We start from the raw sequence: 24,068 nt of genomic DNA, 5'->3' as shown, positions 1-24,068 counted from the left end.
CGCGGCCGACTATTCTCACTGTCTTGACGATTTTTATTTTCGGTGGCATCTTTGGCGACATGATGGACGTGGCGGTGATCGAGGACCCGGCCGCTGCCGAGGTCTCACTTGATCCGGTACGGGCACGGCTGCTGGCCGAGCTGACCGAGCCCGCATCGGCGACCATGCTGGCCGCCCGGGTCGGCCTGCCTCGGCAGAAGGTGAACTACCACCTCAAAGCGCTGGAACGCCACGGCCTGGTGGAACTGGTCGAGGAGCGCAGGAAAGGCAACGTCACCGAGAGGGTGATGCGAGCGGTGGCGTCATCGTTCGTGATCTCTCCGGTGGCGCTCGCCTCGGTGGCACCGGACCCCGCACGCTCACCGGACCACCTGTCAGCCCGCTGGCTGCTGGCCCTGGCCGCCCAGTTGGTGAGGGACGTGGGCTCACTGATCACCGGAGCGGCCAAGGCCCGCCAGAGGGTGGCCACGTTCGCGATCGACGGGCAGGTGCGCTTCGCCTCCGCCGCCGACCGGGCCGCCTTCGCCGGCGAGCTCGCCGAGGCGGTCACCGCCCTGGTGAGCAAGTACCACGACGAGACGGCCGAGGGCGGACGCGAGCACCGCGTCGTCGTGGCCGTGCACCCCGCCGTGAAACAGTCCGCACCCCCGACTCAGGAGACCTGACAATGCCACACGAGTTCGAGCTGGCCAAGGAGATCGAGCTGGACGCCACCCCCGAACAGGTGTGGGAGGCCATCGCCACCGGCCCGGGGATCGACTCCTGGTTCATGGGACGTACCGAGATCGAGCCGCACGAGGGCAGCAGAAGCCGGTTCACCATGATGGGCGGCGTCGACGAGTCCACGGTGACCGCTTGGGAGCCGGGCAAGCGCTTCGGGTACCGGAGCGACGAGAACCCGGACGGCATCTTCATGGCCTTCGAGTACCTCATCGAGGGCCGCGACGGCGGCAGCACCGTCCTGCGCCTCGTGCAGAGCGGCTTCCTGGGCGACGACTGGGAGACCGAATACGAGGCCATGCGGGCGGGCTGGGACATGTACCTCCACAAGCTGGCCCAGTACCTCGCGCATTTCCCCGGCCGGACCGCGAGGGCCGTCATCTCGGCCGCCCGCCCGAACACCGGCGACCCGGTCCGGGTATGGGCGGCGCTGACCGCGGCGATCGGGCTCTCCGGCCCGGTCACCGAGGGTGCGCCGGTACGGCTGGCCGTCGACGGGCTTCCCCCGATCGAGGGCGTCGTGGACTACGCCGGCCTCCCGTCCTACCTGGGCGTTCGCACCGGCGATGGCCTGTATCGGTTCGTTCACTCCGGCCCGTCGCGGCGCAACGTGCTGGTGCTCGGGCACCACATCTTCTCCGACGACGTGGACGAGCGTACGGCCGAACACGCCTGGAACTCCTGGCTTGACCGAGTGCTCGCCTGAGCGCTCGCATGGGGGTCTCCCCGTACCGCGAGATGACGGGGAACAGTGGACTCGGCGTTCATTGAAAGGCGGCCGGGCACGAAGCGAAGCGGAGTTGAATCGGGATACACAACGGACGCAAGCCGATTCCAAGCGGCTTTCAAGGTGGACGGCGACTGGATATGCGGGCTGCTGGAACACGCCGGTTTCGCCGTGGAAAGCGGACCGACCGGAACATACCACTATGATGACCCGCAAATCCGGCCAGAAGCGGCCGTATGGCTCGTTCGGGAGTTGTGAATGCGGGCGGGCGCCAGGCAGACCACGACGGGCGACACGGCCACGCGAAGCGGATCGAACGGCGGAGGCGTCTCCGGTCTCGACTTCCGGGTGCTGGGCTCCCTGGAGGTCGTGGACGCCAGAGGGAACATCCTGGACGTCGGATCGCGCAAGCAGCGGGCGGTGCTGGCCCTGCTGGTGCTGAACGCGCCGCACATCGTCCCGCTCGACCAGCTGATCGACCGGCTCTGGGCCGACGAACCGCCCTCGAGCGCCACGGGGACGCTCCAGGCCTACATCTCGCACCTGCGTAAGGTCCTCGAACCCCGGCGCAGCCCGCGCGCCCCCGCCCGGGTCCTGCGCACCCGCGAACCCGGCTACCTGCTCGACATCACCCCCGACCAGGTCGACGCCAACCGGTTCATCAGGGCCGCCGAGACCGCGCGTGCCGCCCTCGCCGAGGGCAGACCCGAGGACGTCGAGCGGATCCTCGATCCCGCGCTCGCGGCCTGGCGGGGAACGCCCCTCGCCGACTTCCCGGATGAGCCCTTCGCCCGGCCCACCGTCTCCCGGCTGACCGACCTCCGCGCGTCGGCCCTCGCCGTACGGGCCGAGGCCTGGCTGACCCTGGGGCGGCATGCCGAGGCGACCCTCGAGGTCGAACGCCTGCTGGAGCAGGACCCCTACCGTGAGGGGTTATGGGCGCTGCTCATGCGGGCCCTCTACCGTGATCGCAGGCAGGCCGAGGCGCTGGCCGCGTATCAGCGCTGCCGTTCCCTCCTCGGCCAGGAACTGGGCATCGATCCCAGCCCGGAGCTGCGCCGGCTGGAGCAGGCCATCCTCCGCCAGGACGACTCGCTCGCGGGCCGGTGGCCCGCCGCCGGCCCGGGGATCACGGGTGCCGTGCTCCCTGTGAACGTGCTCCCTGTGAACGCGGAGGGCCCGGGGAACGCGAGCACCTCGGGAAGCGCGGACGCGATCGCGGAACCCGTCCGGCCGCCCTGCGCGGGGCTGCCCCGGCTCGTCGGGCGCGAGCCGCATCTGCGACGGATCCGGGAGCGGCTCGACGACCTGGCCCGCGGCGCCGGTGGAGTGTTCCTGGTGAGCGGCGAATCCGGCATCGGCAAGACCCGTCTGGCTGAGGCCGCGGCGACCATGGCGGCCGAGCGCGGCGTCGCGGTCGCGTGGAGCCGCTGCTCGGAAGGGAGCGGCGCTCCCGCGTTCTGGCCCTGGGTACAGGCGCTCCAGGCCCTGCCGGATGAGCTTCCCGAGATCGCCGGCCACCTGTCCGGCGGCCACTCGGGCCACCCGGACGAGCAGGGTCACTCCGGAGACCAGAGCGACCCGGACACCGCTCGCTTCCTGCTGTACGACGCGGTGGCGCGGGCACTTGGACGGCGGGCCGCGGTTTCACCGGTGCTCATCGTCATGGACGATCTCCACTGGGCCGACGCGGCGTCCCTGCGCCTGCTCGCGTTCATCGGCGCGGACCTGCACCGTGTGCCGCTGCTCGTGCTCGTCACCGTACGGCCCGAGGCCGCCGTACGGCCCGGCCCCGCGGCGACAGACGGGCAGGCACTCACGGAGACGCTCGCGGAGACGCGCCCCGAAGGGTGTGCGGAGGCCCTCGCCGAGGCGCTCGGCGATCTCACCCGGCAACGCGGCACCGAGCGGATGAGCATCGCGCCCCTCAGCCCCGGCGAGATCGCCGACTACCTCACGGACCACCGCATCGCCCATCAGGGCGACCCGGCCGGCGGCCTCTGCGGGTCGGCCGCCGCCTGGGACGCCGAACTCGCCCGCGCGCTGCACGACCGGACCGGCGGCAACCCGTTCTTCCTGGGCGAGTTGCTCCGGCTGCTGTCCAGCGTGCACACGCTCGGTCCGGTGACTGCGGCCGACGTGGCCTCGCTCGCGGTGCCGGACGGCGTGCGCGACGTCATCAAGCAGCGGGTGTCGCGGCTGCCCGAGGACTCCCAGACCGTGCTGCGGGCCGCCGCGGTGATCGGCCGGGACGTGGACGCCGACCTGCTGGAGACCGCGACCGGGATCAGCGGCGCGCGCCTGATGATGCTGCTCGAGCCGGCGGTGGCCACAGGGCTGCTGACAGAGGTGGACGGCGGATGGGACTACCGCTTCTCGCACGCGCTCGTGCAGGAGGCGCTGTACTTGGGGCTCAACCGCAGGCAGCGCGCACAGCTGCACGGCCGTGTCGGTACGGCCGTCGAGGCGCTGGCCAGGGGCGACCTCGTCTCGCGGCTGCCGGTGCTGGCCCATCATTTCGGGCTGGCCGCCCGGGTCGGTTACGCCGGCAAGGCGACGTCGTACGCCACCCAGGCGGCCCGGCAGGCCGCCGCCCGGCTCGCCTACGACGAGGCGGTCGGCTACTGGGAGCGGGCGCTTGACGCCTCGGCGGCCGAGCGGATGTCCGGCCATGCCTCCGAAAGATGCGCGCTGCTGATAGAGCTGGGCCGGGCCCGGCGGTTGACCGGCGACGTGGACGGGGCGCGGGCCGCGCTCGACGAGGCCGTGACGCTCGCGGCCGCTCTGGGAGACGACGACGCGGTGATCGAGGCCGCGGCGGTCTTCGGCGGCGTCGCTCTGTGGCAGTGGCGCCCCTACGGCGTGGTCGACGAGCGGATGGTGGGGGTGCTGGAAGACCAGCTCCACCGGCTTGACCTGCGGGAGGACGTCAGGCGCGCCGAACTGCTCGGCACGCTCGGTGTCGAGCTGTACTACGGGGAACGCCGGCCCGAGGGGCGGCTGTACGCGCTGGAGGCGGTCGAGCTGGCCCGGAACACGGGCGACCCGCGGCTGCTGGCCCGCACGCTGAACAACCTGGTCATGGCCGCCTGGACTCCGGAGCATGAGGAGGAGCGCTATCGGGCGGCCGAGGAGATCCTCACCATCCCCGGCCTGCCGCGGGCCACCGAGGTCATCGCGCGAATGCACCGGATGCCCGGGCTGCTCAAGTCGGGGCGGCTGACCGAATACGACGACGAGCTCGCCCGCTGCCTGCGACTGACCCGCGAGGTCCGCATGCCGGAGATCGAGACGCAGGTGACGTTCGCGGCCGCCGGGCGGGCGATGCTCGATGGCGACTGGACGGAGGCCGAACGGCTGGCCGCTCTCGCCGCGGGCAGCCACCGCCGCACCAGCCTGTGGGGACCGGACGCGCTCAGGCTGATCGCGGAGTTCTTCTGCGATCGCGGCCGGGGCCGGCACGGCGAACTGCTACCCGAGCTGGTCGAGGTGGCGGCCGACGAATCCCACCTGCTGGTACGGCCCACGGCCGTACTCGCCGCCGTGGACGCCGGGGAGGAGGCCCTGGCGCACCGCCTGATGGACTGCTGGGGCGTCCACTTCAAGCGGGACTGGACCTGGCAGTTCGTCACCTGGCAGTGGGGCCTGGTCGCGGCCCGGCTCGGCAGGCCCGACCCGCACGGCCTGCTCGCGGAACTGCGGCCGATCGCCGGCCAACTGGTGACACTCGGCACCGGCGGCGTCGCCTGGGGCGCTCTGCACGACATCGTCGCCATGCTCCTGCACCGCGTGGGCGACGGTGCCGGGGCCCTCGAACACGCCGCCGCCGGGCGTGACCTGCACCGCCGCCTCGGCCTGCGGCATTTCGAGGGGCGCAGCGCGGCCCTGCTGCGCGCGCTCGCCGAAGCCGCCTGAGAAGCGCTGGGACTTCCGTCCCTGACCCGATCCCTTGCCTTTCGCGGGAATGACGCAACGGCGACCGCTACGTTGTTGTCGAGGTGCTGCGGCGCGTTTCCTCGGGCATGGTGATTCCATGAGCGAGGAAGAGTCCGGTCCTGGCCGCCCGCACACCGACCAGGGCGACGGTCCCGACCACCCGCACGAACACGGGCACACTCACGGGGGGCGTGGACACGGTCCCGGGCGGAGACCTCTGGGCGGCCGAATCCGTCATGTGCTGCGGCCGCACTCCCATGAGACGGCGGACAAGGTCGACGCGGCGATGGAGACCTCGGCCCGGGGAATGCGGGCGCTGTGGATCTCCTTCGCCGGGCTGGGCGCGACCACGGTGATCCAGGCTGTGGTGGTGGCGGTCTCGGGATCGGTGGCGCTGCTTGGCGACACGCTGCACAACGCCGCCGACGCGCTGACCGCGGTCCCGCTGGGCATCGCGTTCCTGCTCGGCCGGCGCCCGCCGACCCGGCGCTACACCTACGGGTTCGGGCGGGCCGAGGATCTGGCCGGAGTCGTGATCGTGCTGACGATCGCGGTCTCCGCGGTGTTCGCGGCCACGGCGGCGTTCGACCGGCTGCTCGACCCGCGGGAGGTGAACGAACTGGGGGCGGTCGCGGGCGCGGCGCTGGTGGGGTTCGCCGGCAACGAACTGGTGGCCCGCTACCGCATCCGCGTCGGCAGGCAGATCGGGTCGGCCGCGCTGGTCGCCGACGGGCTACACGCGCGTACCGACGGGTTCACCTCGCTGGCCGTGCTGGCGAGCGCGGGCGGGACCGCACTGGGCTGGGATCGGGCCGACCCGGTCGTCGGCCTGCTCATCACCGTCGCCATCCTCGCCGTGCTCCGCCAGGCCGCCCGCGAGGTGTACCGCAGGCTGATGGACGCGGTGGACCCCGCCATCGTGGACCGGGCCGAGGCGACGCTGCGCGGGACGCCCGGAGTGCTCGACCTCGGGCAGGTGCGGCTACGCTGGATCGGCCATCACCTGCGGGCCGAATGCGAGGTGATCGTCGACCCGGCCTGCACCGTGGTGGAGGCGCACCGGATCGCCGTCGAGGCCGAGCACGGCCTGATCCACACCGTCCCCCGGCTGACCGCCGCGATCGTGCACGCCGATCCCCTCCCGCACGACGGCGTCGACCACCACGCCCTCCTCACCGGTCACCGGCACGACCCGCGTGGCGGCGACTGACCCGCGAGCATTCGCCTCACGTGCTGACGGAAGAGTCCGATGACCTGCCATGAGGCGGCTCCAGCCGCGAGACAAGCCTGGTGAGGGTCGAGCCGAGAGGAGCGTCAACGGTCAGCGAGGCCTGGGTGTCGCCCCGGGTCGGACCCCGGTTGATGATCGCGACGGGGATGCCGCGCTCGGCGGCGTGCCGTACGAACCGGTAGCCGGACATCACCGTCAGCGAAGACCCGAGGACCAGCAGCATCCCGGCGCGTTCCACCAGCGCGTAACACTCCTCGACCCGAGGTCGCGGCACGTTCTCCCCGAAGAACACCACATCGGGCTTGAGCACGCCGCCGCAGCCGTCGGCGTCACAGCTCACGACGTTGAAACCCTCGACCTGGTCGTCGGCGAGCACGGCGTCGCCGTCGGGATTGATCACGTCGATCCGAGCGTGCCAGCGCGGGTTGGCTGCGCGCAGCCGCTGGTCGAGCCACTGCCGTGAGGTGCGTTCGCCGCAGGAAAGGCAGCGAACGCGGTCGAGAGCGCCGTGCAGTTCGATCACCTGCCGGGCCCCGGCCGCCTGATGCAACCCGTCGACGTTCTGGGTGATGATCCCGGCGACCAGCCCACCGGCCTCCAGCTCCGCGACGGCGCGGTGCCCGGCGTTGGGACGGGCACGATCGATCTCCCGCCAGCCCAGGTGGCTGCGTGCCCAGTAGCGTCTCCGCGCCGCCGCGCTGCCGACGAACGTCTGGTACGTCATCGGCTCGGCCCGCCGCTTGCGGCCGGTCTCCCCTCGATAGTCCGGAATTCCGGACTCGGTCGACAGCCCGGCCCCGCTGAGGATCACCACGTCGCCGTCCGCGACGAGATCGACCAGCACGCGGAACCGAGGACCGGTGAACATCCCCGGCGAGCCGGTCGGTGCATCGATCACGCTTCCGGCCCCCTCATCCACCGCCCCAATCACCCATCCATCCTGCCCGACCGTCGTATCCGCCCCAGGTCCCCGGCCAGCCCAAGGAGTTTTCCACAGCCCAGTTGCAAAGAGTGAGACCTAAGGCACCCAATGTGACAGAGTTGCCGTGGACGGCCTGGGCGGGGGCAGGGCCGCAACGTACACTCCAGCCAACGACGGGTAGTCAAGTGGTCAGACCGCGACACCAGGTCAAAGAACTCGAAGAGGTGCTTGCTCAGGCCGAACGCCAGGGATGGGTAGTGGACAAGGGGAAGAAGTATTTCATGATGAAGTGCCCCTGTGGGATCCACCGGAAGACCGTGCACCTGACACCATCGGGAAACAACTACAAGAGGAATCTGCTCGGCCAGTTGCGCCGAGCGACCTGTTGGGATGACGAGGAGGCGGGATGAAGTACCTGACAATCCAGGAGGTGCTTTGCGTCGGGGATCTTTCGGGGTTTGAGGCTCGGCTCGACGAGCTCATGAACTCGCTGCTGGACCTCGCGGAGCAGGACACATACATCGAAGATCCCGATCTGGCCGCCACCCTCACCATCGGGCGCGTCGATGTCCAGATGACCGTGGAAGCCGAGGACCCCGCAGAGGCGATGGTGAAGGCGCTGTGCGCGCTACGGACCGCCATCCACGCGATCGGGGACGCGACGCCCGGTTGGGAGACCGACCGCGCAGTGATGCATGTCGCTCCGCTGGAGGATGCCGACCGGCTGTTCGCCGACGCCTGACCGCAGCGGGTCGGGTCGATACGTCAAGGGATGGGGATCCCCTTGCCTGGTTGGCGCGCGCCTCGATGACCTGGTGTGCCTTGGCCACTGCCGGAGCTGTGGGCCACGAGCCGTCCACCCGGCACGAGCGAGCGCAGCAACGGAGTGAGCAGGCCGCCGCCGACGGCTTCCAGTGCGATGTCGCGCGGCCCCCCACACACACATACGACGGGGTCGAGTTCGTGGCCTACCTCTCTACATCGTCGACGCAGAAGAGGGCCGCCACCGCCTCGGTGGCGCGTACGAGGAGTAGGCGTAGCCTCGCGGGAACGGACATGATGATGACAGATGTGAGCAGCGAGGCGGAGCACCCCTGGGACGATCTGGGCATCCCCGTAGCCATGATCGTTGAACGGCCCAGGGAAATCCACGTGATCTATCGGCGATCCGGCAACGGCTGGCGGGCCACGTCTCCTGACATCCGCAGGATGAACGATTATGGCGACGCGCTGAAATCGCTCGCTCTCGGCATTCGAGAACGACTAGCCCGCAGATACCCGGCAGATGTGCGGATCATTCATAAAGTGGATACCGCTCAGCAGCCAAGCACGATCCATCCGAGCCTGATCAACGTCCGGGGCGCAGGCCCATTGAGCCCTTCCGCGTAACGAATCGTGACGACCTGTGATCTTCGGTCAGGAGTGCCGGCCGTATTCGAGACGGAGCAGCACGTGGGCGGCCTTGACGATCGCCGAGGGCGTCCGGGCATGGACGCTGCCGCCGTTCGCCATCACGCCGGCTCTCCTGCAGTTACCCCTCTGGCGGCTGGTGGCCGCACGCATGACCCCGACCACCGCTACGGCCACAAGTCCGCGCTCGTTCCGCTCAGGGGAGCAAGAGGCGATATAGGGTCGTTCGAAAAGTATTCGTAAACCAGAGTACGGGGGATCGAATGGACCGAGAGCTCACCGTCATGGCCGTGCACGCCCACCCGGACGACGAGGTGATCGGCACCGGCGGCATCCTGGCAAAGCATGCCGCGGAGGGCATCCGTACGGTCCTGGTGACGTGCACCAACGGCGAGCAGGGGGACGGGCCCGGCGGGGTCAAGCCGGGCGAGCCCGGCCATGACGACGCGGCCGTCGCCGAGCGCCGGCTGGCCGAGCTCCGGGAGTCCGCCGCCCATCTCGGCATCGATCACCTGGAGCTGCTCGGCTACCGTGACTCCGGCATGGACGGCTGGACAGGCAACGGTCACCCCGACGCGTTCGCCAACATCCCGGTCGAGCGTGCCGCCGCCCGGCTGGCCGAGCTCATGGAGCGCTACCGGCCGCAGGTGGTCGTGACGTACGACGAGATCGGCGGCTACGGCCACCCCGACCACATCCAGGCCCACCGCATCGCGCTGGCGGCGACCGAGACGACCGGGATCCCGGACAAGCTGTACTACACGGCCGTGCCGCGGGAGCGGATCCGGCAGATGTTCGAGTTCATGCGGTCGAGCGGCATGGCGCCGGAGGAGGTGGAGCTGCCTGACGACTTCGGCACCCCGGACGAGCTGATCACCACCGGCGTCGACGTCTCACCGTACGTCGAACACAAGATCAAGGCGCTGCGGGCCCACGAGAGCCAGGGCGAGAACATCTTCCTGCTGCGGATGCCCGCCGAGGCACAGCACGAGGCCTTCGCGACCGAGTTCTTCGTCCGCCGCATCTCCCGCGTGACCGCCCCCGATCAGGAGGACGACCTGTTCGCCGGCCTGCGCGACGTTCAGTCCTGATCCGCCAGCTGGCCTCTGCCGCGAAGGCCCCCGCCGCCCGGTCCGCGCTTCCCCCTCAAAGGTGGAACCAATGGATGCGCCGGCAGGCGGTGCACACGAAACAGACCGCGTCGCGGTTGGCCCAGTCGAGATTCATGAACGTCATCCCTGTGGTCTGCAGCTTCCAGTTGTGCTGTTCGAAAATCTGGTGCCCACAGGTGTCGCAGCTCAGTTCCTGCCCGTTGGGCAGCGTAACCGGAAAAGATTCTCTCTCCATCACTTCACGCTAGCCCGTGATTCACGGATTCGCGTTGATGGCTCAGCCGGTCCAGGAACTGTTGAGGAAGGACATCAGCATCGGCACGGTGAGCGGCCCGATCACCGTGGCGTAGAGGATTATCACCCACCGACGGCGGGCGCCCGTCCTGCCGATGAGCACCCACAGCGGCCACCACAGCAGCACCGCCCGGGGGACCGACATATAGAACGTCGACGTGAGCAGGGTGCCCAGCTGCAGCCCGACGTAGACGAACTCGGCCCAGCGACGGGCGACCAGCAGCCAGACGAGCAGCAGCGCCCCCACGATCGCCGCCGCGATCTCGAGGCGGAACATCGGCCCGTACCCGCTGGCGTCGGCGGTCATGTCCCATGTGGCGCCGAACGCCTCCCAGGGCCAGACCAGTCTCCGCCCCCAGCCGACCTCCTGAGCGTGGTTCCAGGCCAGCCAGTTGCCGGTACGGGAGTGCTGGTAGGCGGCGTACGCGAAGATCGACGCGAACGGCAGCACCAACCAGGCCCCCCGCCGCCAGCCCGCCCAGCCGTCCCTGCGGATCCGGCTCACGACGAACTCGATGATCAGAGCGATGGCCAGGAACAGGCCGGTGATCCGTACACAGGACGCCCCCGCGGCCAGGGCGCAGGCCAGCGGCCAGACACGGCGCCGGGCGGCCAGCCAGGCGGGCAGCGCGAAGGCGAGGAAGAGCGCCTCAGAGTAGCCGGCGAAGAGGAAGACCGCCGGGGGGCATAACAGCAGGGCCAGTACGGCCCAGCGGCCCGAGCCGACGGGTCCTTCCAGGTCGGCGAGCCGGGCCAGAGCCACCACGGCCACCGCGCCGGCGACGAACGAGATGATCAGTCCGGCCAGGGTCCAGTCGCCGACGACCGAATGGACCAGGCGCAGCGCCAGCGGCAGGCCGGGGAAGAAGGCGGGCAGCCCGGGATCGGGATCCAGGCTCGGGTCGCCGTCGTATCCGAACTCGGCGATCTTCCGGAACAGGTCGGCGTCCCAGGATTTCCAGCGCTCCAGCAGCGGTGCCCGGTTCTGGCCGGAGACGATCAGGACTCCGTAGACCGCCACGAGGAGCATGCCGGCCCTGGTGCCGACCCACAGCAGCAGCGCGTCCCGGGTGGCGGCGCCCCGTCCCACCGGTTCGGCGGTGGTCTCGCCGGGCGGAGGACTCATATCCCCGCGCTCGACGGCCTCCTCTGTGGTCTCCCCGGTGGCCTCCTGGTCCGGCCCGGTCGACTCCTCGCGTTCCGGGTCGCGCTCAGCTTCCCGAACGAAAGCCGTCACGTGCCGCTCTCCTCTCGCATCTGTCGGCCCCCCGTACGGGGTACGCCGCCTCCGTACGTCCTCCCGGCAGGGCCGATCCGTCGGACTGGTCCCCCCTCCGCGGACCCGTGCGGACGAGCCGCGACCACACCCATGATGAGAGATCATGACAGGCGCTCGATGCCGAACGCCAGTCCGATCCGACACGGCACCCGCTCCGGATCCTCCGGCGTACGCGATGACATCGAGGTTTCCGCCATCAAGAGCCGGAGCGACCGATGCCGCGCCTGAAACATGCAGCGAATTCGGGAACGGCGCGCAGGCGGCCTGGGAAGCATCGCCGGCCCCTATTGGTTCAAGCTCCTCAGGAGACCGACCCAGTCCCGCTTGTAAGGGAGTTCACATGGCCTATGTCCACCACACCACCCTGACGCCCACGAAGCTGGAGCTGCTCACCGAGTGGCTGCCGAAGCAGAGCTGGTACGTGGGCGAGGCGGGAACGCCCGAATTGGTCAAGGCCGGCGGGTTCCGGCTGGACGATCCGGAGGGCGAGGTCGGGATCGAGTTCATGGTCGTGGTGGACACCACCGCGCAGGAGCCGGTGGCGTACCTGGCGCCGATGAGCTACCGCGGCGCGGCACTTGAGGGCGTCCCCGGCGAGGCGCTGATCGGCACCTCTGAGCATGGGGTCCTCGGCCCCCGGTGGATCTATGACGGTGTCCACGACCCGGTGGTGACGGCACAGTTGCGCGCACTCCTGCGCGGCGAGGCAGTGCCGCAGCACCAGAGCAAGAGCGACACCCCGGACCCGACCGTCACCGTGCACGGAATCGGCCCTGCCGATGGGCTCGACGTGCAGGTCAACCGTGTCCTGCGGCCGGCTGAGGCCGCGGAGGGGTCATCCGGACGCCTCGTCGCCGGCTGGACCTGGCCGGACGGAACGGCCGCACGGGGCGTATTCGCCACCGTCGCGCGGCGGTAAGTGAGTCGCAGACGCCCCGTTTCCTTGAGCGGAGACGGGGCGTTCTGGCCGGTGGGCGGTACTGGTTCGAACCAGTGACCCCTCGTTATCGCGTGTCGCGTAGCTTGAGGATGTATGCCGCGGTAAGCGCGACGGCACGGTCCTCGTCATGTGACAGATCTGCGAGGGCACGTGACGCCGTGATCCCCGGGATGTCCGCGAGCGCCTGCGTCAGCCGCCGGCGCGCAGACGATTCGATGGTGCCGCGGGCGAGACAGTCAACGAGCCTGTCGGCGATCTGATCCGCCAACACGGCATCACTCGCCAGCGCGCTCAGCGCGTCGGCCGCATCGGCGAGGTCCTGACGAGTTCTTTCACGCGGGGCAAGTCCCCCGGCTCCAACTCGACGACACGAAAGCCGTTGCCTCCGAACGACTCGATGAACTTCAGCTCCGCCTCCGGCCCCACCCGCCCGCTCAGGAAGTGCCCGACCTCTCCCAGCACCGGAGACGGCACCAGAAGCGGCCCCTTCGCGTGACGTAGTAGCTCGACGCATGGCCGGTAGTGCTTGTCATGCCGGTCGCCGGCCGCGATGAGCACCCTGGAATCGCATAGAACCACGTCAGCGGCCACACTCGTTGCGGAGGATCTCCTCGTGTCGCTCAGACAGATCCGGACCCATCGCGAACGAGCCGAAGAACGGCAGGTCCCGTTCAACCTCCTCCTCGGACTCCTCCAAGCTCCCCTGGATGAGCTCCAAAGCCGGACCCAGCTTCGCCTCGGGCAGCCGGTCCACCAGGTGGTGCAGCTCCTCACGCATGACACTCATGCCTTCGAGGGCAGGCACGACGACGGGAAAGTACCCCCTCTACGCCGCCTCGCCTCCAAGAGCGAGCGTTAGCAAGGCCCTCCCTGTGATCCCTTCAACGCCGGTGCAGCGTGGCAGGCACAATCAGCGGGTGCCATCGAGTGCCGTCACGTGCGCGCACCGTACCGGCTTGGTGATCTCCATAGCGGTCTCGTGTCAGCGGTCTCGCTGACTTTCGCTGACTCCGGTTGGCGCCGCCTCCCCCTCACGATCTTCGTCAGATAGACCAGTGCGCTGCATGGCCGCAGCGGTCAGACTGGGCACATGCGAAGTCGTTTAGTCGTGATCGCAATACTGACTGGTGTCAGTGTCACCGCTGCGTGCACGTCCGACGCTTCGCCGACAAGGGAAGAAGCCGCGTCCTCGCTCTCTCCCGTAGCAGCTTCGGCGGTGCGGTGCGGCGACGCGATCGGCGAGTACCACTCTCCCGACGATAATCTGCAGGTCATCGTCGATGCCGTGGCCCTGCCGACGAGTAAGAGCAGTGCACAGGCCCTGCAGGTAGGCGAGGACAGCACGCCCGACGGAGGTACGGGGTTCTTCGCCAAACAGGGCCTGCTCGTACGGCGTGGAAGACATGTCGAGCTGATCGTGCCGGAGAGGCTGACCGGCCGGTTCTGGATGGTGTGGGGCCGCCCGGGGTCACCAGGTGCTCGTATCGTCGTGAACCGTTGCGAAGCGCGGGACGAGTGGATCGCCTTCCCCGGAGGGTACATCGTCCGCGAGACCGGTTGCCTTCCGGTACAGGTCCGAGTTGACGGCGGTGCCGCCCACGAGGTGCTCATCGGTGTCGGTGAGCCGTGCCCAGGGCAGCGGCCCGCTCCCCAGATCTGATGGCGCGGATGGGCCACGACAGTGTGCGGGCCGCGATGATCTACCAGCATCGTACGGCGGAAGCAGATCAACAAGATCGCCGATGTCATGAACGGCAAGATCACACAAGCTCGACCGACTGAGGCGAGTGCTCACTGAGCAAGAACACTCACGGTCGCTAATGGCACGAGCCCCGTTTTCCCAGGCGGGAAGCGGGGCTCTTTTCGCTGGTGGGCGGTACTGGGTTCGAACCAGTGACCCCTCGCTTGTAAGGCGAGTGCTCTACCGCTGAGCTAACCGCCCGGACGGGACTACACCTTACGGCACAGCGCCCCTTCTCAGCACATCGAGCGGCCATTCGCGCCCCACGTCGGGCACTCCGGCGGCCTGCCACCCCAGCAGGGCGGCGCCGAGCATGCCGGCTCGCATGCCGAGAGCCGCCGGGAGCAGCGGGGGCCGCTCGCGGAAGGTCAGCCTGGCCGACAGCCGCTCCTCCAAGGGCAGGAACAGCGTCTGGCCCGCCTCGGCGAGGCCGCCGCCGATCACGATCGCCGCGGGGTCGAGCAGCATCACGTACGACACCAGCGAGATCGCCAGGGCCTCGACCGCGTCGTCGAACACCTCACCGGCCACCGGGTCCCCGGCGACGGCGAGCGACACGACGTCCTTGGCGGTGGCCGCCGTACGGCTCGGCGACCTGGCCTCGTACCGCCGCACCAGGGCGGAGGCCGAGGCATAGGTCTCCAGGCAGCCGATCTGGCCGCAGGCGCACTTCTCCCCGGCGGGCCACACGGGCGCGTGGCCGATCTCGCCGCCGGAGCCCTCGGCGCCGCCGTACGGCTCGCCGCCGATCACGACCGCGCCGGCGATGCCGGTGCCGATGGCCAGGAACAGGAAGTCCGCCACGCCGCGCCCGGCGCCGAGCACGCTCTCCGCCAGGCCGCCGGTCCGTACGTCGTGCCCGAGCCTGGCCGGGATCCCCGACGGCACGAACGCGGAGACGGGCACGTCGTACCAGCCGATGTTCGCCGAGTAGACGGCCGTGGAGGTGGTTACGATGCCCGGCACGGCGAGGCCGATCCCGTCGGGCGGCGCGCCGTACCGGGAGGAGCCGAGATCCACCAGTTCATCGACGTAGGCGCGGATGGCCGACACCACCGTCTCGGGGCCGTTCTCCCGGCCGGTGGGGCGACCTTCCAGAGCGGTCACCTCACCGCCCCGGGTGACCAGGCCGCCCTTCATCGAAGTCCCGCCCACGTCGAGCGCGACCACGTACCGCGGATGCGCGCTCTCGAGCGGCCCAGGACGACGCGCGCTCATGAGCGGCCCAGGACACGGTTGAGCGCGGCCTCCACCTCGGCCGCCAGGCCGGGCGAGTTCGTCTGGCCGGAAGCGCCCGGCCGGCCGGCCGGATCGGGCCGGCCCGCCGGGACCAGCGGGTCATTGGACCGGGCGAGCCGTACGGCTCCGCAGGAGCGGCACTCGACCTCGCCGAGGCGGCAGATCAGCGCCACGGAGCCGCAGGATGCGCAGGTGTCCAGATCGAGATCGTGCACGCGTTGGCAGTCCGGGCAGACCAGGACCTGCGCCTCGTGGCGCACCCCGCGTTTCCACGGGCTGGCGCCGCGGACGGGGTCGGTCTGCCGGGCCCCGCATCGGTAGCAGGGCATCTCCCCTCCCCTGAAGGCAGATCGGGATGGACAGGTAGGGATATGTCAGCGCCCAGCCAGTGGGCGGAAACATCAGAGCTGCGCCAACGCCTTGCGGTATTCGTCGACGTCCCGCGCCGACCCGATCTCGTTGACGACCTTCCACCGTACGACGCCCTCGCCGTCGATGATGAACGTGCCCCGGAGGGCGACGCCCTTCTCCTCGTCGAACACGCCGTACGCCCGGGCGACCTCGCCGTGCGGCCAGAAGTCCGCCAGCATCGGGAACGTGAAGCCCTCCTGATCGGACCAGGCGCGCTGGCCGAACATCGAGTCGACCGAGACCACCAGCACCTGGACGTCCTCGGGCGCCGAAGGGACGAACTCGTCACGGATGGCGCTCAACTCGCCGTGGCAGACACGGCTGAACGCCAGGGGATAGAAGACGAGCACGACCTTCCTCCCCCGGTGATCGGCGAGCCTGACCGGAGTGCCGTGCTGGTCCTTGAGCTCGAAGTCGGGAGCCGGCCGGTCGATCCGCGCCGCTTCCATCGCCTCCACCGTCTCCGCCGCCATGAGCAGTCAAGTCCTTCCCGATTCGGGTCCGCGCACCATCCTGCCGTACGGCACGGCCGAGCCGTACGGCAGGGGAACGGATCAGCGGATCAGACCTGGACAGCGCCCAGAGGCCCCGGATGTTCAGCGACGGGCCTTGGGTGCGACGAGCCGCGTCCCCGACCAGTCCCTGGCGGCGCTGATGCTGCTCGTCTGAGACAGCCCCGCGGTGGTCGCGTCCTCTCCGATGTCACTGGGCTCGACATGGCCGTCACGCCCCGCCTTGGGCGTCAGCAGCCAGATCTGGCCTCCATCGGCGAGCGCGGTCATCGCGTCGCTGAGCGCGTCGAACAGGTCCCCGTCCCCGTCACGCCACCACAGCAGGACCACGTCGACCACCTCGTCGTAGTCCTCATCCACCAGCTCGTTGCCGGTCAGCTCTTCGATGGACTCGCGCAGCGCCTCGTCGCAGTCCTCGTCCCAGCCGACTTCCTGCACCACCTGACCAGCCTTGAGGCCGAGTCGTTCGGCCAGGCCGCGCTCACCTTGCGCCTGGCCCGCGGTCGCGCTCACGTTCATCCCTCCTGCTCGGGTGACCCCGCCAATATTCGCGGTTGTCGGGCTCCGGAGAGCCATGTTTCGGCACAGTCCACACGCTGCGACCCACCGCCGTCAACGGTCGCCACGACCAGGGACCCGCACCGTTATCTGCTAATCGGACAAAAATGACAAACGCACGCGCCTGTCCGGGTTGTCGACGTTCAGATCGATCAACGCGACCGACTGCCACGTCCCCAGCGCGAGCCTTCCGTCGAGCACCGGCACCGTGGCGGACGGGGGGATCAGAGCGGGCATGACGTGTGCTCTGCCATGGCCGCGCGACCCGTGCGCGTGCCGCCACCGGTCGTCCGCCGGGAGCAGTTCCCCCAGGGCCGCGAGCAGGTCGTCGTCGCTGCCGGAGCCGAGCTCGATCAGCGCGATGCCCGCTGTGGCGTGCGGCACGAACACGTGCAGCAGGCCGTCTCCCTCGCATTCCCGCACGAAATCGGCGCACTCCTGGGTCAGGTCGTGCACCCGCTCGCGTGAGCCGGTGCGCACCTCGATCTCCCTCGATTTCACAGCGCGATACTACGAGCCTCCGCGAGCGGGGATGACGACCGCGTCGGGGCCCGGGTACACCAGCGCCTGGTGTCCATCCTCGAAGCGGACCATGAACGGCGGCTCACCGCCGGGCCCGCGCACCTCGATGATCTCGCCCTGCTTGTCGTGCTCCCCCACGACGGTCCCGTGCACCACGAGCCGGTCGCCTACCGCAGCGTGCATCTCGATCCCTCCTCTCAGAGCCTGGTACGGCTATCGCCCGATGAGGGGAGGAGAAACCCCTCTCCCGGCAGAGGAAGGGACAACTCATACCAAAACGTTACCGGCGGATCAGGCGGGATCACCGGTGCTCGGATGGTTACCGGGTCCGTCGGGGAGGGCATGCCTTACCAGGCCATACGGGCAGAGCCGGCTGCCGCACCCCCTGGTATGAACAAGGAGATCCCAGTCGTCCTATGATTGGAGGTCTACTCCTGAGAAAATCCGCTGCCAGCGGAGACCCGCTGGTTACCGAGGAGTAGAGATGCACTTTGCGGTGCGAAGAGACAGGATGGAAGACGACCAGAACACCCGACAGGACACTCGACGAGACACCGCGTTCCGGCAGGACGCAGCCCACAGGCAAGACCCATCAGACCGACGTGACCATGTCCAAACTCGGAAGGCGAGACCCAGTGGCTTCCGGACGCCAGCGTTTTTCGATCATCAGTGACGGCCTACCCAGCCAGTTGCCTGATGTCGATCCGAGCGAGACCCAGGAATGGCTCGAATCGCTCGACAACGTCATCAAGACCGAGGGGCGCACCCGCGCCCGCTATCTGATGCTCAGACTGCTCGAACGCGCCCGGGAACGACAGGTCGGAGTTCCGGGCCTGCGCAGTACCGACTACATCAACACGATCCCGCCCGAGCGCGAGCCCTGGTTCCCCGGGGACGAGTACGTCGAGCGCCGCATCCGGGCCTACATCCGGTGGAACGCGGCGGTCATGGTGCACCGGGCCAACGCGCGGACCAACGTCGGCGGCCACATCGCCACCTACGCCTCCGCAGCGTCGCTCTACGAGGTCGGCTTCAACCACTTCTTCCGCGGCAAGGACCACGGGGAATCGGGCGACCAGGTCTTCATCCAGGGCCATGCGTCCCCCGGCATCTACGCCCGCGCGTTCCTCGAGGGCCGGCTGTCCACCGCCGACCTCGACGCGTTCCGCCAGGAACTGTCGCACGGGTTCAAGGGCCTGCCCTCCTATCCCCACCCGCGCCTCATGCCGGACTTCTGGGAGTTCCCGACGGTCTCCATGGGTCTCGGCCCGATCTCCGCGATCTATCAGGCGCGGTTCAACCGCTACCTGCTCAGCCGCAAGATCAAGGACACCAGCCGAAGCCACGTGTGGTGCTTCCTGGGCGACGGGGAAATGGACGAGCCCGAGTCGCTCGGCGCGATCGGCGTGGCCGCCCGCGAGGAGCTCGACAATCTCACCTTTGTGATCAACTGCAACCTGCAGCGGCTCGACGGGCCGGTACGCGGCAACGGCAAGATCATCCAGGAACTGGAGTCGTTCTTCCGCGGAGCCGGCTGGAACGTCATCAAGGTCGTCTGGGGCCGCGACTGGGACCCGTTGCTCGCCGCCGACGTGGACAGCGCGCTGGTCAACCAGATGAACACCACCCCCGACGGGCAGTTCCAGACCTACTCGGTGGAGTCCGGCGCCTACATCCGCGAGCACTTCTTCGGCGGCGACCCCCGGCTGCGCAAGATGGTCGAGCACCTGTCGGACGACGAGATCCGCAGGCTGTCGCGCGGCGGCCACGACTACCGGAAGGTCTACGCCGCGTTCAAGGCGGCCCGCGAGCACGTCGGCCAGCCGACCGTCATCCTCGCTCAGACGATCAAGGGCTGGACGCTGGGCAAGGACTTCGAGGCCCGCAACGCCACCCACCAGATGAAGAAGCTGAGCAAGGCCGAGCTCAAGGAGTTCCGCGACCGGCTCTATCTTCCGATTCCGGACAAGGACCTCGAGGCCGATCTCCCGCCGTACTTCCACCCCGGCGAGGACAACGAGGAGGTCGCCTACATGAAGGAGCGCCGGGCGGCGCTCGGTGGCTACCTCCCCAGACGGGTGGTGCGCGCCAAGCCGCTCAAGCTCCCCGGCGACCCGGTCTACGCCGGGCTGCGCAAGGGCTCCGGCAAGCAGAACGTGGCGACCACGATGGCGTTCGTCCGCCTGCTCAAGGACCTCGCGCGGGACCCGGAGATCGGTGCCCGGTTCGTGCCGGTCATCCCGGACGAGGCCCGCACGTTCGGCGTGGACGCGATGTTCCCGACCGCCAAGATCTACTCTCCGCACGGGCAGACCTACGAGGCGGTCGACCGCGAGCTGCTGCTGTCCTACAAGGAGTCGGCCGAGGGGCAGATCCTGCACGAGGGCATCACCGAGGCGGGTTCGGTGGCCTCGGTCACCGCCGTCGGCTCCTCGTACGCCACGCACGGCGAGCACATGATCCCGGTCTACATCTTCTACTCGATGTTCGGGTTCCAGCGGACCGGCGACCAGATGTGGCAGCTCGGCGACCAGATGGGCCGCGGCTTCCTGCTCGGCGCCACCGCCGGTCGCACCACGCTGAACGGCGAGGGCCTGCAGCACGAGGACGGCCAGAGCCCGCTGCTCGCCTCGGCCAACCCGGCCTGCGTGGTCTACGACCCGACCTGGGCGTTCGAGATCGCGCACATCGTCAAGGACGGCCTGCGCAGGATGTACGGGGAGGACTCGGAGAACGTCTTCTACTACCTGACCGTCTACAACGAGCCCTACCAGCAGCCGGCCGAACCCGAGGGCGTCGACGTCGAGGGCATCCTCAAGGGCCTGTACCTCTACGCCCCCGCCGCCGACACCGCCGGCGGCGGGCCGAAGGCGAACATCCTGGCCTCCGGTGTGGCCGGCCTGTGGGCGCTGGAGGCGCAGCGGCTGCTCGCCGAGGACTGGGGGGTGTCGGCCGCCGTCTGGTCGGCCACCTCCTGGTCGGAGCTGCGCAGGGACGCGCTCGCCGCCGAGGAGCACAACCTGCTCAACCCCGACGCCGAGCCGCGCCTGCCGTACGTCGCGGCGAAGCTGTCCGGGGCCCACGGACCGTTCGTCGGCGTCAGCGACTTCATGCGGGCCGTGCCGGACCAGATCGCCCAATGGGTGCCGGGTGACTGGACCTCGCTGGGCACCGACGGGTTCGGCCTGTCCGACACCCGCTCGGCGCTGCGCCGCCACTTCCACGTGGACGCTGCCTCGATCACCCTGGCGGTGCTCACCCAGCTCGTGAAGCGGGGCGAGCTCAGGTCCGAGGTGCTTCACGAGGCCGTCTCCCGCTACCACCTGAAGAACGGCGTGACCGAGGTCGCCGGACGGGCCACGCCCGAGACCAACGACACCCAGTCGATGGGCGTCTGATCGACCCGATCGGAAGGGGCGGTGCCGGGATCCGGCGCCGCCCCTTCCGCGCATGTGGCCCGTACGGCACGGCGTACCGCCTGATCAGGCGGCATGGAACGGTTCAAGTCAGTCCCAAGTAACAGACAAGACCGCAAGCGCACTATTGCGTACGTGAATGGAAGATTTAGGAAATACCGCATACGCGGGACGCTGACCGCCGCCGCGGTCGCCTTGGCGGCACTCGCCGCGTCTCCCGCCTCCCCCGCGTCGGCCGAACCCGGCGACGACGTCTCCGTCGGAACCCGCCTGGCCGCGCGCACCCATCCGGCCGTACAGCTCACCAGCCTGACCTACGCGGGCCAGGTCGTCGTCCCGACCGGCACGATCAAGGAGGGGCCGTTCAACGAGCTCGTCCAGCAGGCGACCGCGGCCGTGCTCGACGGCAAGATCTCCTCCGACGAGCGGAGCATCGCCAAGTACCTGTTCCAGCGGATGGCCGCCGACGTCGACCGCTACCTCAAGCCGACCGGCCCGGAACGCAAGGTCAAGGCCGAGGTCGGCGGACTGTGCACCGGCTGGTGGGTGACCCCGGACGGCTACATGGTCACCGGCGCGCACTGCGTCCAGATGAGCGACCAGGAGCTCACCGAAGTGTTCGCCCAGCAGGCCCTGGCAAAGCTCAACAAGCAGGACGCCAAAGAGATCATCAAGGGGCTGCGCGGCATCGAGGCGGACACCGAGCTGATCCAGCTCGCCCAGCAGGTGTACGTGAACTTCAACAGCGGCCACCTGCGGATCCGGGGCCTGAACAAGAGCCTTTCGGTGGTGCAGAGCCTGCCGGGCGGCGGCGTGGACAAGACGGCCAAGCCGGTCCCGGCCGAGTTGGTGTCGGTGGGCGAGAACTACCCGGGCAAGGACTTCGCACTGCTCAAGGTCAACGGCCAGCAGAACCTTCCGACGGTCCCGCTCGGCGACGACTCCGACGTCCAGACCGGCAGCACGCTCTACATCAGCGGGTTCCCCGGCCTGGTGACGAACACCCCGTTCTTCAGCCTCGAGTCCAAGCTCGAGCCCGCGCTGACCGAGGGTCCGTACAACGCGAAGCGGACCACGCAGGAGGGCGTGCCGTACATCCAGACGCAGGCGCCGTCGTACCACGGCAACTCGGGCGGGCCGGTGTTCGGCAAGGACGGCAAGGTGATCGGCATGCTGATCGCCGGGACCGTCAGCGAGGGCGGTGAGGCGTCGGAGAGCGAGAGCTTCGTGCTGCCGGTCTCGATCATCAAGGAGAAGCTGAACGAGAAGAACATCAAGCCGGCGCAGTCACTGACCACCACCAAGTACGACGAGGCGCTGAACGACTTCTTCCTGCGGCACTACAAGAACGCGCTGCCCAAGTTCCGCGAGGTCCAGGCGCTGCACCCGAACCACCCGTACGTCGCGAAGTACATCACCGACTCCCAGCAGGCCATCTCGTCGGGCAAGGACGAGACCCCGCAGCCGCTTTGGGTGTGGATCGCGATCGGCGCGGGCGGTCTCGTCGTGGTCGCGGGCGTCGTGGTGGCGGTGCTGATGCTACGTCGCCGCAAGTCCGGGCCGCAGGCGGCAGCCGTCCAGGCACCCTCGCAGGCGACCGCTCAGGGCTGGCAGCAGACGAACGCTCCCGCCCAGGACTGGCAGCAGGGGAACCAGGCGTGGCAGCAGCAGACCACCCAGGGATCGCAGCAGCAACCGCAGCAGCCCCAGCACGTGGAGACCGGTTTCCAGCCCGTCAATCCGCAGCCGGGGAACCCGCAGGCATCTCCCACGATGCCCCAGCCCGGCTACCCGCAGCCGCTCAATCCCCAGCCGCTCAACTCGCAGGCCGGCTATCCGCAGCCCGTCAATCCGCAGCCAGGGGCTCAGCCCGTCGGGGCTCAGCCCCCGTCGGTGGCGGCGCTCGAACAGGAGATCGCCGAACTGCGCCGCCGGCTGGAGGAGCGCCCGCCGGGTGCGTGACACTCCTGTCGACATCGCCCTGTCGACACCGGCCCGTCGACACCGGCCCGTCGACATGGGCCCGGCCTGACCGTCAGCCTTCCGCGATCCCGGCGAGCATCTCCAGGGGGCCCTGTTCCGGCTCCGGGTGGCGCTCGTCGGTGATGGCGGCCGACACGATCCGATCGAGCCGGAAGACCCGTACGTCGTCGCGCAGCCGACACCAGGCGACCAGGTACCAGCGACCGCCCCGGCCCCCCAGGCAGATGCTCGGCTCGACGTCCCTGGAGGTCGAGGCGCCATCGGGGCCCCGGTACTCGATCCGCAGCACCCGCCGGTCGAGCAGCGCGCGGTCGATCTCCCGCCGCACCGCCTCGGGTCCGTCCAGCGCATACCCGGCCCGGCCGAGCCGGATGGGCACGCCCGCCTCTTGGAGCTTCGCCACGTCGCGCAGGATGGTGCTCTTGCTGACCCCGAGCCGGAACGCCAGCTGCCGGGCGGACAGGCGTCCGCCGTTCCGGATCTCCTCCACCAGCGCGTCACGGCGTTCCATGATTCGAAACTACGCCGAAGCTCCAGGGATGAAATCCCTACATCCCCTAACTCACCCGACACACCGTCATCACCGCAAGGTAACCTTTAGCCGGACATCGTCGATCGGACTGTCGGCTGCACCCTTGCCCGAACTCGACATCAGGAGCCCGATGGCTGACCCCCCGATGGCTGACCCCCCGATGGCTGACCCACAGCGCACCCCGTCGCCACCGGCACCGGCACCGGCACCGGCACCGGCACCGAGACAGGGCCCGAAGTCGTCCACCGTGGTCAAGCTGGGCGCTCTGGGGGTGCTCTCGGTCCTGGTCGTCGGGTTCTGCGCGGCGCAGGAAAGCGAGGAGGTCGACGCCGACTGCGTCGACATGTCCAACACCCAGCCGGACGGGTCCTACGCAGTCGTCGACGACGACTATTGCGATGACGACAGTCACTACCATGGGTCACACGGCGCCTACCGCTGGTATTACGGCGGGAACCGCGTCGGAGACCGGGTCCGGAGCGGCACCACGGCCCGGCCGCCCGACTCGCGGATCACGAGCAGGTCCGGCCGGGTGATCCAGCGCGGCGGGTTCGGCTTCCACTCCGGCGGCGGGAGCTGACGG

The 24,068-nt window shown here is 69.3% G+C and carries 24 protein-coding genes and 1 tRNA gene; 12 read left to right on the top strand and 13 right to left on the bottom strand.

All coding sequences use genetic code 11. The features are described 5' to 3' along the window. Nucleotides 1-23 precede the first annotated feature (23 nt). From ACFHYQ_RS04420 to ACFHYQ_RS04405, 4 genes are all read left to right on the top strand, one after another. Nucleotides 24-665 carry an ArsR/SmtB family transcription factor gene (locus ACFHYQ_RS04420; RefSeq protein WP_394299768.1) on the top strand — a complete coding sequence of 214 codons (642 nt, stop codon included), beginning with the start codon at nucleotides 24-26 and terminating at the stop codon, nucleotides 663-665. A 2-nt stretch (nucleotides 666-667) separates the two neighbouring features. Continuing rightward, a complete protein-coding gene (locus ACFHYQ_RS04415; RefSeq protein ID WP_394299767.1) occupies nucleotides 668-1,426 on the top strand; it encodes an SRPBCC family protein in 759 nt (252 codons plus the stop codon). A 279-nt stretch (nucleotides 1,427-1,705) separates the two neighbouring features. Continuing rightward, nucleotides 1,706-5,362 (top strand): ATP-binding protein, encoded by a 3,657-nt coding sequence (locus tag ACFHYQ_RS04410; protein ID WP_394299766.1) that lies wholly within the window; start codon nucleotides 1,706-1,708, stop codon nucleotides 5,360-5,362. Nucleotides 5,363-5,480: 118 nt separating this feature from the next. Beyond that, nucleotides 5,481-6,593 carry a cation diffusion facilitator family transporter gene (locus ACFHYQ_RS04405; protein WP_394299765.1) on the top strand — a complete coding sequence of 371 codons (1,113 nt, stop codon included), beginning with the start codon at nucleotides 5,481-5,483 and terminating at the stop codon, nucleotides 6,591-6,593. Nucleotides 6,594-6,609: 16 nt separating this feature from the next. Here ACFHYQ_RS04405 and ACFHYQ_RS04400 read toward each other — a convergent pair whose 3' ends face one another. Beyond that, a complete protein-coding gene (locus tag ACFHYQ_RS04400; protein WP_394299796.1) occupies nucleotides 6,610-7,482 on the bottom strand; it encodes an NAD-dependent protein deacetylase in 873 nt (290 codons plus the stop codon). Nucleotides 7,483-7,942: 460 nt separating this feature from the next. On the opposite strand from ACFHYQ_RS04400, the gene ACFHYQ_RS04395 reads away from it, so the two are divergent. The 3 genes from ACFHYQ_RS04395 to ACFHYQ_RS04385 all read left to right on the top strand — a co-directional run bounded on the left by ACFHYQ_RS04395 (nucleotide 7,943) and on the right by ACFHYQ_RS04385 (nucleotide 10,037). After that, nucleotides 7,943-8,278, top strand: a complete 336-nt coding sequence (locus ACFHYQ_RS04395; RefSeq protein ID WP_204017368.1) for a hypothetical protein — start codon at nucleotides 7,943-7,945, stop codon at nucleotides 8,276-8,278. A 314-nt stretch (nucleotides 8,279-8,592) separates the two neighbouring features. Then, nucleotides 8,593-8,925 carry a hypothetical protein gene (locus ACFHYQ_RS04390; protein ID WP_394299764.1) on the top strand — a complete coding sequence of 111 codons (333 nt, stop codon included), beginning with the start codon at nucleotides 8,593-8,595 and terminating at the stop codon, nucleotides 8,923-8,925. A gap of 284 nt (nucleotides 8,926-9,209) precedes the next feature. Continuing rightward, nucleotides 9,210-10,037, top strand: coding sequence for a PIG-L family deacetylase (locus ACFHYQ_RS04385; RefSeq protein WP_394299763.1), 828 nt, complete (start codon nucleotides 9,210-9,212; stop codon nucleotides 10,035-10,037). A gap of 55 nt (nucleotides 10,038-10,092) precedes the next feature. Here the strand turns inward: ACFHYQ_RS04385 and ACFHYQ_RS04380 are convergent, their stop codons facing one another. After that, on the bottom strand, nucleotides 10,093-10,293 hold the full coding sequence (locus ACFHYQ_RS04380; RefSeq protein WP_394299762.1) for a hypothetical protein: 201 nt from the start codon (nucleotides 10,291-10,293) through the stop codon (nucleotides 10,093-10,095). A gap of 42 nt (nucleotides 10,294-10,335) precedes the next feature. Next, nucleotides 10,336-11,589, bottom strand: coding sequence for a mannosyltransferase family protein (locus tag ACFHYQ_RS04375; protein WP_394299761.1), 1,254 nt, complete (start codon nucleotides 11,587-11,589; stop codon nucleotides 10,336-10,338). A gap of 382 nt (nucleotides 11,590-11,971) precedes the next feature. Between ACFHYQ_RS04375 and ACFHYQ_RS04370 the strand changes: the two genes are divergently transcribed. Beyond that, nucleotides 11,972-12,550: a maltokinase N-terminal cap-like domain-containing protein gene (locus tag ACFHYQ_RS04370; protein ID WP_394299760.1), complete on the top strand. Its 579-nt coding sequence runs from the start codon at nucleotides 11,972-11,974 to the stop codon at nucleotides 12,548-12,550. Between the two features lie 312 nt (nucleotides 12,551-12,862). Here the strand turns inward: ACFHYQ_RS04370 and ACFHYQ_RS04365 are convergent, their stop codons facing one another. Both ACFHYQ_RS04365 and ACFHYQ_RS04360 read right to left on the bottom strand, forming a co-directional pair. Next, nucleotides 12,863-13,129, bottom strand: coding sequence for a type II toxin-antitoxin system VapC family toxin (locus ACFHYQ_RS04365; protein ID WP_394299759.1), 267 nt, complete (start codon nucleotides 13,127-13,129; stop codon nucleotides 12,863-12,865). A 22-nt stretch (nucleotides 13,130-13,151) separates the two neighbouring features. Then, on the bottom strand, nucleotides 13,152-13,358 hold the full coding sequence (locus ACFHYQ_RS04360; protein WP_394299758.1) for a hypothetical protein: 207 nt from the start codon (nucleotides 13,356-13,358) through the stop codon (nucleotides 13,152-13,154). Between the two features lie 429 nt (nucleotides 13,359-13,787). Between ACFHYQ_RS04360 and ACFHYQ_RS04355 the strand changes: the two genes are divergently transcribed. Further along, the gene (locus ACFHYQ_RS04355; RefSeq protein WP_394299757.1) at nucleotides 13,788-14,231 is read left to right on the top strand and encodes a hypothetical protein; all 444 of its coding nucleotides are present in this window, start codon (nucleotides 13,788-13,790) and stop codon (nucleotides 14,229-14,231) included. A 207-nt stretch (nucleotides 14,232-14,438) separates the two neighbouring features. On the opposite strand, the gene ACFHYQ_RS04350 is transcribed toward ACFHYQ_RS04355, so the two are convergent. From ACFHYQ_RS04350 to ACFHYQ_RS04320, 7 genes are all read right to left on the bottom strand, one after another. Further along, a tRNA-Val gene (locus ACFHYQ_RS04350) sits at nucleotides 14,439-14,513 on the bottom strand. Nucleotides 14,514-14,528: 15 nt separating this feature from the next. Continuing rightward, nucleotides 14,529-15,530 (bottom strand): ROK family protein, encoded by a 1,002-nt coding sequence (locus ACFHYQ_RS04345; RefSeq protein WP_394299756.1) that lies wholly within the window; start codon nucleotides 15,528-15,530, stop codon nucleotides 14,529-14,531. Further along, a complete protein-coding gene (locus ACFHYQ_RS04340; protein ID WP_394299755.1) occupies nucleotides 15,527-15,880 on the bottom strand; it encodes a hypothetical protein in 354 nt (117 codons plus the stop codon). The genes ACFHYQ_RS04345 and ACFHYQ_RS04340 overlap by 4 nt, the downstream gene beginning before the upstream one ends. Nucleotides 15,881-15,952: 72 nt before the next feature. Further along, on the bottom strand, nucleotides 15,953-16,435 hold the full coding sequence (locus ACFHYQ_RS04335; protein ID WP_394299754.1) for a peroxiredoxin: 483 nt from the start codon (nucleotides 16,433-16,435) through the stop codon (nucleotides 15,953-15,955). Between the two features lie 123 nt (nucleotides 16,436-16,558). Then, nucleotides 16,559-16,987 (bottom strand): DUF3052 domain-containing protein, encoded by a 429-nt coding sequence (locus ACFHYQ_RS04330; RefSeq protein ID WP_204017362.1) that lies wholly within the window; start codon nucleotides 16,985-16,987, stop codon nucleotides 16,559-16,561. 138 nt (nucleotides 16,988-17,125) lie between these two features. Further along, nucleotides 17,126-17,533 carry a secondary thiamine-phosphate synthase enzyme YjbQ gene (locus ACFHYQ_RS04325; RefSeq protein ID WP_394299753.1) on the bottom strand — a complete coding sequence of 136 codons (408 nt, stop codon included), beginning with the start codon at nucleotides 17,531-17,533 and terminating at the stop codon, nucleotides 17,126-17,128. A 9-nt stretch (nucleotides 17,534-17,542) separates the two neighbouring features. Next, a complete protein-coding gene (locus ACFHYQ_RS04320) occupies nucleotides 17,543-17,737 on the bottom strand; it encodes a DUF1918 domain-containing protein (protein ID WP_204017360.1) in 195 nt (64 codons plus the stop codon). 452 nt (nucleotides 17,738-18,189) lie between these two features. Between ACFHYQ_RS04320 and aceE the strand changes: the two genes are divergently transcribed. Continuing rightward, nucleotides 18,190-20,952, top strand: a complete 2,763-nt coding sequence (gene aceE / locus ACFHYQ_RS04315; protein ID WP_394299752.1) for a pyruvate dehydrogenase (acetyl-transferring), homodimeric type — start codon at nucleotides 18,190-18,192, stop codon at nucleotides 20,950-20,952. A gap of 153 nt (nucleotides 20,953-21,105) precedes the next feature. Further along, nucleotides 21,106-22,932 (top strand): S1 family peptidase, encoded by a 1,827-nt coding sequence (locus ACFHYQ_RS04310; RefSeq protein WP_394299751.1) that lies wholly within the window; start codon nucleotides 21,106-21,108, stop codon nucleotides 22,930-22,932. 73 nt (nucleotides 22,933-23,005) lie between these two features. Here the strand turns inward: ACFHYQ_RS04310 and ACFHYQ_RS04305 are convergent, their stop codons facing one another. Further along, complete coding sequence (locus ACFHYQ_RS04305; RefSeq protein ID WP_394299750.1) at nucleotides 23,006-23,464, bottom strand: helix-turn-helix transcriptional regulator; 459 nt, start codon at nucleotides 23,462-23,464, stop codon at nucleotides 23,006-23,008. A gap of 268 nt (nucleotides 23,465-23,732) precedes the next feature. Here ACFHYQ_RS04305 and ACFHYQ_RS04300 point away from each other — a divergent pair, with 268 nt between their 5' ends. Beyond that, nucleotides 23,733-24,065 carry a hypothetical protein gene (locus ACFHYQ_RS04300; protein WP_394299749.1) on the top strand — a complete coding sequence of 111 codons (333 nt, stop codon included), beginning with the start codon at nucleotides 23,733-23,735 and terminating at the stop codon, nucleotides 24,063-24,065. Nucleotides 24,066-24,068: the final 3 nt, after the last annotated feature.

The organism is Sphaerimonospora cavernae (assembly GCF_042435035.1).
Taxonomy (GTDB): domain Bacteria; phylum Actinomycetota; class Actinomycetes; order Streptosporangiales; family Streptosporangiaceae; genus Sphaerimonospora; species Sphaerimonospora cavernae.
The sequence above is the reverse complement of the archived record's forward strand: the minus strand, read 5'-3'. Positions and strand labels throughout refer to the sequence as shown.

Coding starts and splice junctions, on each gene's coding strand:
- ACFHYQ_RS04385 (WP_394299763.1), top strand. CDS start 9,210: ATGGACCGAGAGCTCACCGTCATGGCCGTGCACGCCCACCCGGACGAC.
- ACFHYQ_RS04360 (WP_394299758.1), bottom strand. CDS start 13,358: ATGAGTGTCATGCGTGAGGAGCTGCACCACCTGGTGGACCGGCTGCCC.
- ACFHYQ_RS04400 (WP_394299796.1), bottom strand. CDS start 7,482: ATGTTCACCGGTCCTCGGTTCCGCGTGCTGGTCGATCTCGTCGCGGAC.
- ACFHYQ_RS04335 (WP_394299754.1), bottom strand. CDS start 16,435: ATGGCGGCGGAGACGGTGGAGGCGATGGAAGCGGCGCGGATCGACCGG.
- ACFHYQ_RS04320 (WP_204017360.1), bottom strand. CDS start 17,737: ATGCACGCTGCGGTAGGCGACCGGCTCGTGGTGCACGGGACCGTCGTG.
- ACFHYQ_RS04345 (WP_394299756.1), bottom strand. CDS start 15,530: ATGAGCGCGCGTCGTCCTGGGCCGCTCGAGAGCGCGCATCCGCGGTAC.
- ACFHYQ_RS04380 (WP_394299762.1), bottom strand. CDS start 10,293: ATGGAGAGAGAATCTTTTCCGGTTACGCTGCCCAACGGGCAGGAACTG.
- ACFHYQ_RS04415 (WP_394299767.1), top strand. CDS start 668: ATGCCACACGAGTTCGAGCTGGCCAAGGAGATCGAGCTGGACGCCACC.
- ACFHYQ_RS04410 (WP_394299766.1), top strand. CDS start 1,706: ATGCGGGCGGGCGCCAGGCAGACCACGACGGGCGACACGGCCACGCGA.
- ACFHYQ_RS04340 (WP_394299755.1), bottom strand. CDS start 15,880: ATGCCCTGCTACCGATGCGGGGCCCGGCAGACCGACCCCGTCCGCGGC.
- ACFHYQ_RS04395 (WP_204017368.1), top strand. CDS start 7,943: ATGAAGTACCTGACAATCCAGGAGGTGCTTTGCGTCGGGGATCTTTCG.
- ACFHYQ_RS04405 (WP_394299765.1), top strand. CDS start 5,481: ATGAGCGAGGAAGAGTCCGGTCCTGGCCGCCCGCACACCGACCAGGGC.
- ACFHYQ_RS04370 (WP_394299760.1), top strand. CDS start 11,972: ATGGCCTATGTCCACCACACCACCCTGACGCCCACGAAGCTGGAGCTG.
- ACFHYQ_RS04305 (WP_394299750.1), bottom strand. CDS start 23,464: ATGGAACGCCGTGACGCGCTGGTGGAGGAGATCCGGAACGGCGGACGC.
- ACFHYQ_RS04390 (WP_394299764.1), top strand. CDS start 8,593: ATGATGATGACAGATGTGAGCAGCGAGGCGGAGCACCCCTGGGACGAT.